Source organism: Pseudomonas sp. TMW22080 (assembly GCF_022496745.1).
Classification (GTDB): Bacteria; Pseudomonadota; Gammaproteobacteria; order Pseudomonadales; family Pseudomonadaceae; genus Aquipseudomonas; species Aquipseudomonas bubulae.
Genome location: NZ_SCFF01000005.1, coordinates 418,286 through 432,612, shown reverse-complemented (window position 1 = coordinate 432,612; position 14,327 = coordinate 418,286). Strand labels below are relative to the sequence as shown.

Here is a 14,327-nt window from a genome sequence, read left to right as displayed (position 1 = left end):
ACCGAACTGCACACTCTCGGTGCAGGACTGCTACAGGCCGCACCACTTAAGGCTAGCCGCTGCCAGGCAAAACGTCGGGGCGCCCAGGAAAAAACCGCGTCAGATCACAATTCTTAAACATTGGCCGGCGTGATACAGCGAAAAACCGGCTTCGTATAAACAACTGCGCAACCCCGTGCCAGACAGCGGCCGCATCGGTGCAAAGGGGATTGGCAAGGCCTTGGCATCGCCACTGCACAAATAGTCGGCAAAGGCCTTGCCGACCACGCTGCCTGTGGTTACACCGCGACCGTTATAGCCGGTGACTGCCACCAAACCGGGCGCCGGTTCAAATAAGCGCATCAGATGATCGGGCGTAAATGCGATGCAGCCCGTCCAGGTGCATTCCCATTCCACGCCCTTGAGGTACGGGAAATAATGCTGCTGCACGCGGTCGGCCCAGGCCTTGAGAAACCACGCAGGCTTCTGATTGCCGTTGCCCAGGCTGCCGAGCAGTAAACGGCCGTCGGCATCGCGACGGATACTGCTCAATACCTGGCGGGTGTCCCACGACCCTTGGCCGCCTGGCAAGATTCGCGCTGCGCTGGCGTCGGTCAGAGGTTTGGAGGCGATCTGGTAGTAATAACCAGGGAAAAAGTTACGTCGTAAATCAGTCCATTCGCCTTCAGTGTAGGCATTGGACGCCAGCACCACCTGCTCTGCACTTACCGCACCGTGGGCCGTTTGCACTGACCAGCGTGGGCCTTGGCGTTCAAGTCCGGTGACCGGGGAATGATCGAACAGCTGCCCGCCCAGATCACAGGCTGCCTTGGCCAGGCCCGAGGTGTAGGCCATAGGGTTGAGGGTGCCGGCGCGACGGTCGAGCAAGGCGGCGGCGATTTTTGTGGTGCCGGTAGCGGCTTCGCAGGCGGCGCCGGTGAGCAGTTCAACCGGGGCGCCACGGCGCTTCCATTGTTCTTCACGGCTGCGCAAATCGGCTTCGCCACGGGCATTATGGGCCATGTGCAGGGTGCCTTCACGGCGCAACTGGCAGTCGATGCGGTATTTGTCGATCAGGCTGAACACCAGTCCCGGGGCGGCACCGAGCATGCGGTTGAGCTGGCTGCCGACAGCCTCGCCGAAACCGGCTTCGATATCGTCGGGCGGTATCCACATCCCGGCATTAACCAATCCTACGTTGCGGCCTGAGCCGCCATGACCGGTGCGATAGGCTTCGAGCACACAGACACTTTTGCCCTGCTCGAGCAAATGGATGGCGGCGGACAAACCGGTGATGCCGGCACCGATCACACACACATCAACGCTCAACTCGCCCTTGAAGGTTGGCGCTTGGGGGCGTTGGGGGGTAAGGGTTTCCCACAGACATTGTTCTTGTAAAGGCATTGCCAAGCTCCAGAAATGAAACCCAACCAAAATCAAAGCCCCTCACCCTGGCCCTCTGCCGGAGGGAGAGGGGACTAAAGGCAAAAGCAGATCAGCTCCCTCTCCCTCCGGCAGAGGGTTGGGGGTGAGGGCTTGCATCACCTCAATCGAACGTAATCCCTTGCGCCAACGGCAATTCCAGTGAGTAGTTGACGGTATTGGTCTGCCGGCGCATATATCCACGCCACGCATCCGAGCCCGACTCGCGACCGCCCCCGGTTTCTTTCTCACCACCAAAGGCACCCCCGATTTCCGCACCGCTGGGCCCGATATTGACGTTGGCAATCCCGCAATCACTGCCAGTGGCCGACATGAATTGCTCGGCCTCGCGCACATCGGTGGTGAAGATGCACGACGACAGCCCCTGCGGCACCGCGTTGTTCAGGCGCAAGGCCTCGGCAAAGTCGCTGTAACCGACCACATACAAAATCGGCGCGAAGGTCTCGCTGCACACCACGTCGCTTTGCTCGGGCATTTCCACAATCGCCGGGGCCACGTAGTAAGCGCCAGGGTACTGGCCTGCCAATTGCCGCTCGCCACCAAATACCCGCCCGCCTTCGCTAAGGGCCTGCTCCAGCGCATCACGCATGTTTTCAAAGCTGCTTTTGTCGATCAGCGGCCCCACCAGATTGCCTTCCAGCGGATGACCGATACGCACTTTTGAATAGGCCGCCTTGAGCCGGGTGACAATTTCTTCCTTGACCGAGTCATGGGCAATCAGCCGGCGCAGGCTGGTGCAGCGTTGCCCGGCAGTACCGACAGCACTGAACAGGATGGCACGCACGGCCATGTCCAGGTCGGCACTCGGCGCCAAAATCATCGCATTGTTGCCGCCCAGCTCCAGAATACTGCGGGCAAAGCGTGCGGCGATTTTAGGTGCCACTTCGCGGCCCATGCGCGTGCTGCCGGTGGCACTGATCAGCGCGACTCGCGGATCGTCAACCAGGGCTTCGCCCGCTTCACGACCACCAATCACCACCTGGGCCAGGTACTTGGGCGCGCCCTCAAACGAGCTCAACACACGATCAAACAAGGCCTGACAGGCCAGCGCCGTCAGCGGGGTTTTTTCCGATGGTTTCCAGATCACCGCGTTGCCGCATACCAGCGCCAACGCGGTATTCCACGCCCACACGGCCACCGGAAAGTTGAATGCGCTGATCACACCCACCACACCCAGCGGGTGCCAGGTTTCACGCATATGGTGGCCTGGTCGCTCCGAGGCGATGGTCAAGCCGTAGAGCTGACGCGACAGGCCAACTGCAAAGTCGCAGATGTCGATCATTTCCTGCACTTCGCCCAACCCTTCCTGGGTGATCTTGCCCGCTTCCCATGACACCAGCTCGCCCAGATCGGCCTTGTACTCACGCAGCAAATCGCCGAACTGGCGCACCAGTTCCCCACGACGCGGGGCAGGCACCTTGCGCCATGCCTCGAAGGCGTGTTCGGCGCGGGTCACGTGCTGCTCGGCCTCGGCAGCCCCTTCCCAGTGCACCGCACCGATCTGGCTACCGTCAATCGGCGTATACACCGGCTGATTGCCCTGCTGGTACAGCGCGGGGTTCACACCAAGACGATCCAGTAATGCAGCAACCATTGAAGGCACTCCTTGAGCTTTAAAAAATGATTCACAGGCCTTTAGTTGTAGCTGGCTGGCATGGCGGCAACAAACGACCTTTAAGCGAGATATCATTCCGAAAATTCATGCTGCACTGGTAACGTTGCCTGACAACAACAATCAGAGGCCTTCTATGCTCAACAAGCGCCATCTACCTTCGATCACGGCGTTGCAGTGTTTTGAAGCGGTGACTCGTCATCTGAGTTTCACCCGTGCGGCCGAAGAGCTGAATCTGACCCAGAGCGCAGTCAGCAAACAGGTCGCGCAGCTCGAAGAGCTGTTGCAGCACTTGCTGTTTCGCCGGGTGCGCCGCCGCTTGCAGCTGACTCCAGCAGGGGATTTGTATCTGGTAGAAGTCCGAAAAATCCTGACCCAGGTCGAGATGTCGACCCATACCCTGCGTTCCTATGGCGGCGAAACAGAAGTGCTACGGGTCTCCACCCCTTCCACTTTTGGCGCCCGCTGGCTGGTGCCGCGCCTCAAAGGTTGGGGCATACGCCATCCGCATATTCATCTGGATCTGTGCAATGAGCAGCAAGGCGACGATTTGCTGCAAGGGCGCAGCGATCTGGCGTTTTACTTCGGCCAGGGCTCACGGCCCGGCACCGAGAGCCTGAAGCTGTTCAGTGAAGAACTGGTCGCCGTATGTTCGCCAGCAAGCTTGCCGGGCACGGCACTGACCGACCCGACCCAACTCACAGGTCTGGTGTTGCTGCAGAACGCTTCGCGGCCACAGGCCTGGCACGAGTGGTTTGAGCATCAGGGGTTTCATACCGATCACAGCTACCATGGGCCGCGCTTCGACACCTTCTACATGTGCATCCGCGCAGCCCAGGTTGGCTGTGGCGTGGCACTGCTGCCGAGGTTCCTGGTGGAAGAGGAATTGGCCGACGGCAAACTGGTCATCGCCTGGCAGCACTTGATGCCGAGCCGCGATGCCTACTACCTGGCCTATCCTGAACATACGGCAGGCGTACCCAAGGTAAAGGCATTCGTGAGCTGGTTCATGGAGCAGCTGGATGCGCGATAACACCTGTAGGAGCGGGCAGAAACAGGCTACGACCACAAAAACCGCTGGCAAAACCGCCTGCAGATATGCGCCACTAGCGCCATTCATTGAAAAAGCTGAACGCCGTGGCTATCAGGCACGGGCAGCATGGAGATTGCCGCTATGAGCGAGAGTGTATTTGCCGATCGCATCGTGCAGAACCTGCTCGACACCGACTTCTACAAATTGACCATGATGCAGGCGGTGCTGCACAACTACCCCAACGTCGAAGTCGAATGGGAATTCCGCTGCCGCAACAGTGAGGATCTGCGCCCATACCTCAACGAAATTCGTCACCAGATCGAACGCCTGTGCGAACTGAGCATGACTCAGGACCAGTTGGGGTTTCTGGAACGCATCACCTTTATGAAGCCCGACTTCATCCGCTTTTTGGGGCTGTTTCGCTTCAATATGCGCTATGTACACACCGGCATCGAAAACGGCGAACTGGTTATCCGCCTGCGCGGGCCGTGGCTGCATGTGATCCTGTTTGAAGTGCCGTTACTGGCGATTGTCAGCGAAGTACGCAACCGTTCGCGCTATGCCGATACCGTGCTGTCACAGGCCCTGGAGCAGCTGTATCGCAAGTTTGACTGGCTGCAGGCCAATGCCAGCGCAGAAGAGTTGTCTGAACTGCAAGTCGCCGATTTCGGCACTCGTCGACGGTTTTCGTACCGCGTGCAAGAAGAAGTCGTCAGTGTGCTCAAGCACGACTTCCCCGGGCGCTTTGTCGGCACCAGCAACGTCAACCTGTCCCGCGAGCTGGACATGAAGCCGCTGGGGACCATGGCCCACGAATGGATCATGGCGCACCAGCAACTGGGCCCACGGCTGATCGACAGCCAGAGTGCCGCGCTCGACTGCTGGGTGCGCGAGTACCGCGGCTTGTTGGGCATCGCGCTGACGGACTGCATTACTACCGATGCCTTCCTGAAAGATTTCGATCTGTACTTTGCCAAGCTGTTCGACGGCCTGCGCCACGACTCCGGCGACCCTGTGGTGTGGGCCGAAAAATGCATAGCTCATTACCACAAGCTGGGCATCGACCCCATGAGCAAGACTCTGGTGTTCTCCGACAGCCTGACCCTGCCCCGGGCGCTGGAGATTTTCCGGTCACTGCGCGGCCGGATCAACGTCAGCTTCGGTATCGGGACTAACCTGACCTGCGACATTCCGGGGGTTGAGCCAATGAGCATCGTGCTTAAAATGAACGCCTGCAATGGCTCGCCGGTGGCCAAGATTTCCGATGAACCGGGCAAAACCCATTGCTCCGACCCCAATTTCGCCGCCTATTTACGCCACGTTTTCCAAGTTCCTGAACATTCTCCCAAGGAGTGAATCATGCAGGCCGTACAGCGTCAGATTGCTGCAGACCTCAAGGTCCAGCCGCCGTTCAAAGACACCGCAGCCCTTGAGGCCGAGATTGCCCGGCGTATCACTTTCATTCAGTGCTGCCTGCACAACGCCAGGCTCAAGACCCTGGTACTGGGCATCAGCGGCGGGGTCGACTCCCTGACCGCAGGCCTGATGGCCCAACGTGCGGTGCAGCAATTGCGCGAACAGACCGGTGACCAGGCCTATCGCTTTATTGCCGTGCGCCTGCCTTACGGTGTGCAGCATGACGAAGCAGACGCCACGGCTGCGGTCGACTTTATCAACCCGGACGAGCGCCAGACCGTGAACATCGGCCCTGCGGTCAAGGCCCTGGCGGCTGAAGTGACCGCGTTTGAAGGCAAGCCTGCCGCCACCGTGGACTTTGTACTGGGTAACACCAAGGCGCGTATGCGCATGGTGGCGCAATACACTATTGCCGGGGCGACTGGCGGGCTGGTGATCGGCACCGACCATGCGGCGGAAGCGGTGATGGGCTTCTTCACCAAGTTCGGTGATGGTTCCTGCGACCTGGCACCGCTCAGCGGGCTGGTGAAAAATCAGGTGCGGGCCATTGCTCGGCATTTTGGTGCGCCGGAATCGCTGGTGGAGAAAGTCCCGACTGCCGACCTCGAAGACCTGGAGCCCGGCAAACCGGACGAAGCGTCCCACGGCGTGACCTATGCCGAGATCGATGCCTTCTTGCATGGCGAGCCGGTGAGCGAAGAAGCGTTCAATATCATCTGCAAGACGTACGAAAAGACCCACCACAAGCGTGAGATGCCGTTCGCGCCTTGAGCCCGTGCGTACCTCTCCCGGAGGGAGAGGGAGCAGACCGCACGCGGTTTCAAGAACACCATCAATCCGTCCCCTCTCCCTCCGGGAGAGGGCTAGGGTGAGGGGCTTTTTCCTTCCCGGAAAAAACGGAATGAACCCCGCAATTTTTTTCGCTTGTGGCCGCAACGGCCAAAGGCTTTGATAGACGTCTATTTCGTCGCCAGAGCCCTGCCCCATGCCTGCTTTCGATGCTTTGTTCTCCCTTGTCGATTCCGTGCTCGGCCAACCGGCCACCGCCTGGTTGCGTGAGCATGTCGAAGTGCCTGAAGGGCTGCTGCGCTTCAACTGGCATGAACAGGCACTGCACCGGGTGTGGCTCGCCGAAGCACTGAACCTGTGCCTGCTGCACAAACTGGTGGAAGCCGTGCCTGAAGGCCGACGCTATGTACAGGAACAGGCACAGCATGGCCGCAAGGTAGTGTTCGACCATGGCGCCCTCCGTACGGTGGACTGGCCTGCCAACGGCGAACTGCCCCGCGGCCGCCAGGCATTTGCCCGTTTGCTGGAGCCACTGGGCTTTACCGATGTGCGAACCTACCCGCTGACCAAGCTGAACATGACCGGCTGGGGATACCGACAAATGGATCTGCCCGAAGACATCGCCCAGTTCTTTGTCTCGGAACTGCACCCCGGCCGCTTCAGCGAGGCTTTTCAACAGGCCGTCAGCCGCGTGGTCGGTTCCAGCCTTGACCCGCTGCAGGCCCAACACCACAGCATCCTCAAGACCCTGAGCCTCACCCGCCACTGCAGCCTGAGCCAGGCGCAGGCCCTGTTGCCAGGGCTGTATCAAGCATTCGGCCGGCAGCATGGCGTGGTACAGGAAACGGACTACAACTGCCTCCTCGCTGAAAGCGCCGAGATGGCCTGGATCGCAACCGAGGGCAACAGCTTCAACCATCTGACCGATCGCGTGCCGGACCTAGAAGCCTGTGTGGCGCAACAACGTGACTTGCAACGGCCCATGAAAGACAGCATCGAAGTGTCCGCCTCGGGGCGGGTGATGCAAACCGCCTATCGCGCCAGCACGGTCAGCCGCGGCCTGGTCGATGCTGCCGGGGTGTACCGCGAGCACGCAGTGCCGGGGTCATTTGTGGAGTTCATCCAACGCAAGATCGACCCTGATACCGGCCGCATCGATCTGAACTTCGACAGCAGCAACGCCCAGGGCATTTTCAAGATGACCGACTCCAGGGCCTGAACGCAAACAGCCCTGACGGCGCAGGGCACGTCAGGGCTGTTAAGGGCTTGGGTGGTGTTATTTAAGAACCACAGCGCCTTTCATCATCGAGTTGTGGCCCGGGAAGGTGCAGAAGAATTCATATTCTTCGCCCGCTTTCAGCTTGGCCACATCGAAGGTCACGGAATCTTTCTCACCGGCGCCAATCACTTTGGTGTGGGCGATGATGCGCTCATCACCGTCCTTGAGATAGTTTTTGTCCAGGCCAGCGGCAATGCCGTCGGTAGAAACTGCCTGCATGTCTGCCTTTTTGCTCAAGACCCAGTTATGACCCATGACGTTTTTCGGCAGATTGCCGGAGTGCGTCAGGTTAACGGTGAAGGTCTTGCAGGATTTGTCGATGACGATCTCTTTGGTGTTGTAAGACATTTGGTCAGTCGAATCGACAGTTACAGCGCACTCAGCCGCCAGCAAATGGCCGCTGGCCAGAGTCAAAAGGGATACCGCAACAACTTTGGCAAACATGGTGTATCTCCAAGGCAGGGTATGGGGAAGCAAAAATCTGTATACAGATTGCCTGAAAATTGTATCGATTCATATGATCTGCGTCATGGTCTATCGCCACAATCGACACAATCCATCCCAGAATGGACTTCAGGCTTATAACCTTAGGCCATCATTTTGAATTTTGGGGGAATAAGTAACTAGATTTAATCCACAACCGGCTTTTGCGTGGGTGTAGAGTCGTATTTTTAGCGCAATGTGCAACCTTGCAAAAACCCAGCTAACGGCTAAGCACTAATACAGGGCAGAATACGCGCCGCTCAACCTCACCTTCGACCCCAAGAGGATCGCCCATGGCCAAACCAAACTATAACTTCGCTAAGCGTCAAAGAGACTTGGCTAAAGAGCAGAAGAAAGAGGAAAAGGCTGCCCGCAAGAAAGCGGCTGCTGAAGGCGGTACTGTTGATACCGAGCTGGACCACGAAGTCGACAGCGAAAGTGAAGACGCCGCAGAAGATACCGGCGCACCAGAAGACAAAGCTCCAACTGCTTGACCCCCTCGGCCCGGTTATCCACAACCCGGCCCACAGGATCTGTGATCAGGATCAGCAGCCCGCCTGCTGATCCTCGCAGTTAGCCTGAACGCCCTCAGACGCTTCAAACCTCATTCCCTTACTCCGCGACAGCAAACAGCCTACAAACCCGTGGCAGGCCTCTCAGCGCGCAGAAAGCACAACGCCAGCCCTAAGGCTGGCGTTGAAGTACTGCAATTTACGCAAAACCGTAGCAGCTGCCGAAGGAACACTGCAACTGTGGGAGCGAGCCTGCTCGCGAAGGTCGTTCGCGAGCAGGCTCGCTCCCACAATAGGGCTTGACCTGCAACAGAGTATCTACAAGGGCAGGCTTAGCGCGGCACTACCGGCTTGCGGGCCGGGCGCTGGCTCTTGCCGCCCTTGGCTGCTTCCTGGCGCTCCTTGGCGGCCTGCTTGTTGCGGGCAAACGCAGCAGCCTTGGCCTGTTCACGCTTGTCCCACGGGTTGCCACCATCACTGGCACGCGGCGGCAGGCCAGTGTGCTGGGTCAGGATCTTGGTGGTCTTCTCACCCGCGACCTTGTGGCTACCGGCAGGCGTCGAGTTTTTGCGACGGGCACTCTGGTAACTGTCGGTCGCCGGCTGATGCAACGGGATCAACTGGTCCTTGCCCGAACCGATCAGGTCGGCACGGCCCATGCGGGTCAGCGCCTCACGCAGCATCGGCCAGCCTTTCGGGTCGTGATAGCGCAGGAACGCCTTGTGCAGGCGGCGCTGCTCCTCGCTCTTGACGATGGTCACCGAGTCGCTCTTGTACGTGACCTTGCGCAGCGGGTTCTTGCCCGAGTGGTACATCGCGGTGGCGGTAGCCATCGGCGACGGGTAGAACGCCTGCACCTGGTCGGCACGGAAACCGTTGGTCTTGAGCCAGATGGCCAGGTTCATCATGTCTTCGTCTTTAGTGCCGGGGTGAGCGGCAATGAAGTACGGGATCAGGTACTGCTCTTTGCCTGCTTCCTTGGTGTACTTCTCGAACATGCGCTTGAACTTGTCATAGCTGCCAATGCCCGGCTTCATCATCTGGTTGAGCGGACCTTCCTCGGTGTGTTCCGGGGCGATCTTCAGGTAACCACCGACGTGGTGGGTGACCAGTTCCTTCACGTATTCCGGCGACTCGACGGCAAGGTCGTAACGCAGACCGGAAGCGATCAGGATTTTCTTCACGCCCGGCAAGGCACGGGCGCTGCGGTAAAGCTGAATCAGCGACGAGTGGTCGGTGTTCAGGTTCGGGCAGATGCCCGGGAAAACGCAGGACGGCTTGCGGCACGCGGATTCGATTTCTGGCGTTTTGCAGGCGATGCGGTACATGTTCGCGGTCGGGCCGCCAAGGTCGGAAATAACCCCGGTAAAGCCTGGCACCTTGTCGCGGATCTCTTCGATTTCGCGAATGATCGACTCTTCGGAGCGGTTCTGGATGATGCGGCCTTCGTGCTCGGTAATCGAGCAGAAGGTGCAACCACCAAAGCAGCCACGCATGATGTTCACCGAGAAACGGATCATGTCGTAGGCCGGGATTTTTTCCTTGCCGTACGCAGGATGGGGAATACGTGCGTAAGGCATGCCAAACACGTAGTCCATTTCTTCAGTGGTCATCGGGATCGGTGGCGGGTTGAACCATACATCCACTTCGCCGTGCTTTTGCACCAGCGCACGGGCGTTGCCCGGGTTGGTTTCAAGGTGCAGCACGCGGTTGGCGTGGGCATACAGCACCGCATCAGCACGTACTTTCTCGACCGATGGCAGACGGATGACCGTCTTGTCACGGGTCATGCGCGGGCTGGCCAGGATCTGCACGACCTTGGCTTCGTTCGGGTCTTCAACCGGGCCCTTTTCCTGCTCGATGGCGCAGGCCTGGGTGTCCTGGGTGTTGACGTACGGGTTGATGATCTTGTCGATCTTGCCCGGACGGTCAATACGCGTGGAGTCGACTTCATACCAGTCTTTTGGCGTATCGCGACGAATGAACGCGGTGCCGCGCACATCGGTGATGTCTTCGACTTTGTGGCCGTAGGACAGACGCTGGGCTACTTCGACGATGGCGCGCTCGGCGTTGCCGTACAACAGGATATCGGCACAGGCGTCGATCAGGATCGAATTGCGTACGCGGTCCTGCCAGTAGTCGTAATGCGCGATACGGCGCAACGAAGCTTCGATACCGCCGAGTACGATCGGTACGTTTTTGTAGGCTTCCTTGCAGCGCTGGCTGTACACCAGACTGGCGCGATCCGGACGTTTGCCTGCCATGCCACCGGGGGTGTAGGCGTCATCGGAACGGATCTTTTTGTCAGCGGTGTAGCGGTTGATCATCGAGTCCATGTTGCCGGCGGCAACGCCGAAGAACAGGTTCGGCTCGCCCAGCTTCATAAAGTCGTCTTTGGACTGCCAGTTCGGCTGGGCAATGATGCCCACACGGAAACCCTGGGACTCCAACAAGCGACCAATGATGGCCATACCAAATGACGGGTGATCGACATAGGCATCACCCGTCACGATGATGATGTCGCATGAATCCCAGCCAAGCTGATCCATCTCCTCCCTGCTCATGGGCAGGAATGGTGCTGGGCCGAAACATTCGGCCCAGTACTTCGGATAGTCAAATAGAGGCTTGGCTGATTGCATGTCGATGACCGGTGTTGAGTGCAAAAAAGGGGGCGCGGCATTTACTAAGAAATTCGCGGGCGCGGAATATAGCACAAAAAATGACCAATTCCGACGGCAATGGTCGGAATTGATTGGCGCAGGCATATTGTCTGTGGGAGCGAGCTTGCTCGCGATTCAGGCGGCGCGATCTATCTGATTGACCGCGTCGATGCTATCGCTGGCAGGCCAGCTCCCACAGAAGCCGGACAGGTTAATCGTCGTCGAAGTTGTAACTGCCTGGCGCCAGGTTTTCGAAGCGCGTGTATTTGCCGATAAACGCCAGGCGCGTGGTGCCGATCGGGCCGTTACGCTGCTTGCCGATGATGATCTCGGCAATGCCCTTGTGCTCGGTCTCGGGGTGGTACACCTCGTCCCGGTACACGAACATGATGACGTCGGCGTCCTGCTCGATGGCTCCGGATTCACGCAAGTCGGAGTTGATCGGGCGCTTGTTGGGCCGCTGCTCCAGGGAACGGTTGAGCTGTGACAGCGCGACTACCGGGCAGTTGAATTCCTTGGCCAGCGCCTTGAGGGAGCGGGAAATCTCGGAGATTTCGTTGGTACGGTTGTCACCGCCGGAACCCGGGATCTGCATCAATTGCAGGTAGTCGATCATGATCAAGCCGATATCGCCGTGCTCACGCACCAGTCGCCGGGTACGGGCGCGCATTTCCGAGGGGCTGATGCCCGCGGTATCGTCGATAAACAGTTTACGGTCATTGAGCAGGTTGACCGCCGAAGTCAGGCGCGGCCAATCGTCGTCTTCGAGGCGACCGGCCCGGACCTTGGTCTGGTCGATGCGACCCAGCGATGACAGCATACGCATGATCAGCGATTCACCTGGCATCTCGAGAGAGTAAACCAGTACCGCTTTCTCGCTGCGCAATACGGCGTTTTCAACCAGGTTCATCGCAAAGGTGGTTTTACCCATCGATGGACGACCGGCGACGATAATCAAGTCCGCAGGCTGCAAGCCGCTGGTCATGCCATCGAGGTCGGTGTAACCGGTGGACAGGCCGGTGATGGCGTTGTCGGTGTTGAACAGCGTGTCGATACGGTCGATGGCTTTGGTCAACAGATCATTGACGCTCACCGGGCCACCGGTTTTTGGCCGGGCCTCGGCAATGGCAAAGATCTGGCGCTCGGCCTCATCGAGGATTTCTTCGGCGCTGCGCCCTTCCGGGTTGAATGCACTGTCGGCGATTTCGGTGCTGATACCGATAAGCTGACGCAACGTCGCACGCTGACGCACGATCTGGGCGTAGGCCTTGATGTTGGCGACCGACGGCGTATTTTTTGCCAGTTCACCGAGGTAGCCCAGGCCGCCCACCTGCGAAGTCTGACCTTCCTTGTCCAGTTGCTCGGCAAGGGTCACGACGTCAATCGGGGAGTTCTGGTCTGCCAGCTTGGCTATGGCGCGGAAGATCAGGCGGTGGTCATGTCGATAAAAATCACCGTCCGAAACCTGATCCAGCACGCGTTCCCAGGCGTTGTTGTCCAGCATCAAACCACCGAGCACAGCCTGTTCGGCCTCGATGGAATGCGGAGGCACCTTCAGGGCTGCGGTTTGTAGATCGTATTGCTCAGGAGCGGAGATATCGTTCATGGCCACTTGGAATTAGTTTGAAAATCAGGATCTGCAGAAAGACAAAGGGCACGACCTGTAAACAGGATCGTGCCCGATGTTAACCGTCCGGCACACAAGGTGCCAGTCAGTTAAGACTGCTTAAGCAGCTACCACAACAACGCGTACGGTTGCTTCAACTTCGGCGTGCAGGTGCACAGCCACGTCGAATTCGCCAACGTTGCGGATAGTGCCGTTCGGCAGACGAACTTCGCTTTTTGCAACTTCAACGCCGGAGGCGGTCAGTGCATCAGCGATGTCGTGAGTGCCGATCGAGCCGAACAGCTTGCCTTCGTCGCCAGCGGTGGCAGTGATAGTCACTTCCAGCTCAGCCAGTTGGGCAGCGCGTGTTTCAGCCGAAGCTTTTTTGTCTGCAGCAGCTTGTTCCAGCTCAGCACGACGCTCTTCAAACGCAGCCAGGTTGGCAGCGGTTGCAGCGGTAGCTTTGCCGTACGGCAGCAGGTAGTTACGACCGTAACCGGCCTTAACATTTACTTTGTCGCCCAGGTTGCCCAGGTTCGCGACTTTTTCCAGAAGGATCAGTTGCATGTGAAAATCCTCTTAACTTTTAACCTTCACCGTCCGCAGAGTCTTTATCGGTGCCTTTCGGCGCCAGACGTCCGCGAAAATCAATCAGGCTGTCGACAATGGCCAAGACCACGAGCAACGGATAGATCAGCTGCATAAACAGCAACAGCGTGACGTACAACCCCACCAGCCAGAACTTGGCCAGTCGCTTTTGCGCCACCAGCCCATGAATCAGGGCCAGCCCGGCGAAGAACAACGCTACGCTGCACAACGGCGTAAGCATGGCCATTTCGGGACCGAAGTTCGGCCCTACAAGCATGCACGCCAGCAATACGAGCGCTGGTCCCAGCGGTAGGCGGATGCTGCGAAATTCGCTGGCAAAACCACCCGGGTTATACAACAACGCCTGCCAATAACGCCCAAGTATCAGGCTCAGCACGCTGACGACCTGCATCAAAGCTGCAATCAAACCGGTGAGGACGGGTGCAATCAGTGCTCCAAGGCGCGCTCGCTCTACGTCAGATAACTTGTCGTAGAGACCATTGAGGACCTGCGGCAGAAGTTTTTCCAACTCCTGCGCCATCGCACCAATGGGTTCGCGGAAAACCGTACCCAGGACCACGCCATACACCACACCCAACGCTACGCTGACCAGCAGCACGCGATTCCAGGACTGACCGGCGCGTAACATCAACGCCAGCCCCAGAGTTCCCAGCAGCACCATAAGGGTGCGGGGCTCTCCGATAAACCACCAGACCAAGGCCGGCAGTAACGCCCATGAGAGAATGCTCAAGGCATCTCTCGGACCGCGCCGCAGAAGCACCAGGCTACCTGCAGCAGCACTCAACCAGAACAAGAACGGCAATGCCGCACATCCGGCCACGATTAACGTGGCCTGCACACGGCCTCGCATGATGAACTCAGCTAAGGCGCGCATGCTTTCAATCCTTTACTACTTGTCGACTGCCC

12 protein-coding genes are annotated in these 14,327 nt (G+C 58.6%); 5 read left to right on the top strand and 7 right to left on the bottom strand.

Annotated features, from left to right (window positions below; translation table 11 throughout):
- Positions 1 to 99: 99 nt before the first annotated feature.
- Together EQV96_RS18935 and EQV96_RS18930 are read right to left on the bottom strand one after the other, a co-directional pair.
- On the bottom strand, positions 100 to 1,383 hold the full coding sequence (locus EQV96_RS18935) for an FAD-binding oxidoreductase (RefSeq protein WP_240882247.1): 1,284 nt from the start codon (positions 1,381 to 1,383) through the stop codon (positions 100 to 102).
- A 142-nt stretch (positions 1,384 to 1,525) separates the two neighbouring features.
- Positions 1,526 to 3,016, bottom strand: a complete 1,491-nt coding sequence (locus tag EQV96_RS18930) for an aldehyde dehydrogenase family protein (RefSeq protein ID WP_095000974.1) — start codon at positions 3,014 to 3,016, stop codon at positions 1,526 to 1,528.
- Positions 3,017 to 3,170: 154 nt separating this feature from the next.
- Between EQV96_RS18930 and EQV96_RS18925 the strand changes: the two genes are divergently transcribed.
- The 4 genes from EQV96_RS18925 (at position 3,171) to EQV96_RS18910 (ending at position 7,491) form a co-directional block, all read left to right on the top strand.
- Positions 3,171 to 4,067, top strand: a complete 897-nt coding sequence (locus EQV96_RS18925; protein WP_095017674.1) for a LysR family transcriptional regulator — start codon at positions 3,171 to 3,173, stop codon at positions 4,065 to 4,067.
- A gap of 141 nt (positions 4,068 to 4,208) precedes the next feature.
- Positions 4,209 to 5,423 (top strand): nicotinate phosphoribosyltransferase, encoded by a 1,215-nt coding sequence (gene pncB, locus EQV96_RS18920; RefSeq protein ID WP_240882246.1) that lies wholly within the window; start codon positions 4,209 to 4,211, stop codon positions 5,421 to 5,423.
- A 3-nt stretch (positions 5,424 to 5,426) separates the two neighbouring features.
- On the top strand, positions 5,427 to 6,254 hold the full coding sequence (nadE, locus tag EQV96_RS18915; protein ID WP_095000971.1) for an ammonia-dependent NAD(+) synthetase: 828 nt from the start codon (positions 5,427 to 5,429) through the stop codon (positions 6,252 to 6,254).
- Positions 6,255 to 6,468: 214 nt separating this feature from the next.
- Complete coding sequence (locus EQV96_RS18910; RefSeq protein ID WP_240882245.1) at positions 6,469 to 7,491, top strand: DUF1338 domain-containing protein; 1,023 nt, start codon at positions 6,469 to 6,471, stop codon at positions 7,489 to 7,491.
- Positions 7,492 to 7,548: 57 nt separating this feature from the next.
- Here EQV96_RS18910 and azu read toward each other — a convergent pair whose 3' ends face one another.
- Positions 7,549 to 7,995, bottom strand: a complete 447-nt coding sequence (gene azu, locus EQV96_RS18905; RefSeq protein ID WP_095000969.1) for an azurin — start codon at positions 7,993 to 7,995, stop codon at positions 7,549 to 7,551.
- 332 nt (positions 7,996 to 8,327) lie between these two features.
- Here azu and EQV96_RS18900 point away from each other — a divergent pair, with 332 nt between their 5' ends.
- Entirely contained in the window at positions 8,328 to 8,528 is a 201-nt protein-coding gene (locus tag EQV96_RS18900) for a hypothetical protein (protein WP_095000968.1), read from the top strand.
- 350 nt (positions 8,529 to 8,878) lie between these two features.
- On the opposite strand, the gene EQV96_RS18895 is transcribed toward EQV96_RS18900, so the two are convergent.
- The 4 genes from EQV96_RS18895 to EQV96_RS18880 all read right to left on the bottom strand — a co-directional run bounded on the left by EQV96_RS18895 (position 8,879) and on the right by EQV96_RS18880 (position 14,295).
- Positions 8,879 to 11,185 (bottom strand): YgiQ family radical SAM protein, encoded by a 2,307-nt coding sequence (locus EQV96_RS18895; protein WP_095000967.1) that lies wholly within the window; start codon positions 11,183 to 11,185, stop codon positions 8,879 to 8,881.
- 232 nt (positions 11,186 to 11,417) lie between these two features.
- On the bottom strand, positions 11,418 to 12,812 hold the full coding sequence (gene dnaB, locus EQV96_RS18890; protein ID WP_016783319.1) for a replicative DNA helicase: 1,395 nt from the start codon (positions 12,810 to 12,812) through the stop codon (positions 11,418 to 11,420).
- 120 nt (positions 12,813 to 12,932) lie between these two features.
- Complete coding sequence (rplI, locus tag EQV96_RS18885) at positions 12,933 to 13,379, bottom strand: 50S ribosomal protein L9 (RefSeq protein ID WP_003439047.1); 447 nt, start codon at positions 13,377 to 13,379, stop codon at positions 12,933 to 12,935.
- 19 nt (positions 13,380 to 13,398) lie between these two features.
- Positions 13,399 to 14,295 (bottom strand): hypothetical protein, encoded by an 897-nt coding sequence (locus EQV96_RS18880; RefSeq protein ID WP_095000965.1) that lies wholly within the window; start codon positions 14,293 to 14,295, stop codon positions 13,399 to 13,401.
- Between the last annotated feature and the right edge of the window lie 32 nt (positions 14,296 to 14,327).

Excerpts from the sequence above, each read along its gene's own strand:
- EQV96_RS18935 (WP_240882247.1), bottom strand. The coding sequence starts at position 1,383 with ATGCCTTTACAAGAACAATGTCTGTGGGAAACCCTTACCCCCCAACGC.
- EQV96_RS18930 (WP_095000974.1), bottom strand. The coding sequence starts at position 3,016 with ATGGTTGCTGCATTACTGGATCGTCTTGGTGTGAACCCCGCGCTGTAC.
- EQV96_RS18925 (WP_095017674.1), top strand. The coding sequence starts at position 3,171 with ATGCTCAACAAGCGCCATCTACCTTCGATCACGGCGTTGCAGTGTTTT.
- pncB (WP_240882246.1), top strand. The coding sequence starts at position 4,209 with ATGAGCGAGAGTGTATTTGCCGATCGCATCGTGCAGAACCTGCTCGAC.
- nadE (WP_095000971.1), top strand. The coding sequence starts at position 5,427 with ATGCAGGCCGTACAGCGTCAGATTGCTGCAGACCTCAAGGTCCAGCCG.
- EQV96_RS18910 (WP_240882245.1), top strand. The coding sequence starts at position 6,469 with ATGCCTGCTTTCGATGCTTTGTTCTCCCTTGTCGATTCCGTGCTCGGC.
- azu (WP_095000969.1), bottom strand. The coding sequence starts at position 7,995 with ATGTTTGCCAAAGTTGTTGCGGTATCCCTTTTGACTCTGGCCAGCGGC.
- EQV96_RS18900 (WP_095000968.1), top strand. The coding sequence starts at position 8,328 with ATGGCCAAACCAAACTATAACTTCGCTAAGCGTCAAAGAGACTTGGCT.
- EQV96_RS18895 (WP_095000967.1), bottom strand. The coding sequence starts at position 11,185 with ATGCAATCAGCCAAGCCTCTATTTGACTATCCGAAGTACTGGGCCGAA.
- dnaB (WP_016783319.1), bottom strand. The coding sequence starts at position 12,812 with ATGAACGATATCTCCGCTCCTGAGCAATACGATCTACAAACCGCAGCC.
- rplI (WP_003439047.1), bottom strand. The coding sequence starts at position 13,379 with ATGCAACTGATCCTTCTGGAAAAAGTCGCGAACCTGGGCAACCTGGGC.
- EQV96_RS18880 (WP_095000965.1), bottom strand. The coding sequence starts at position 14,295 with ATGCGCGCCTTAGCTGAGTTCATCATGCGAGGCCGTGTGCAGGCCACG.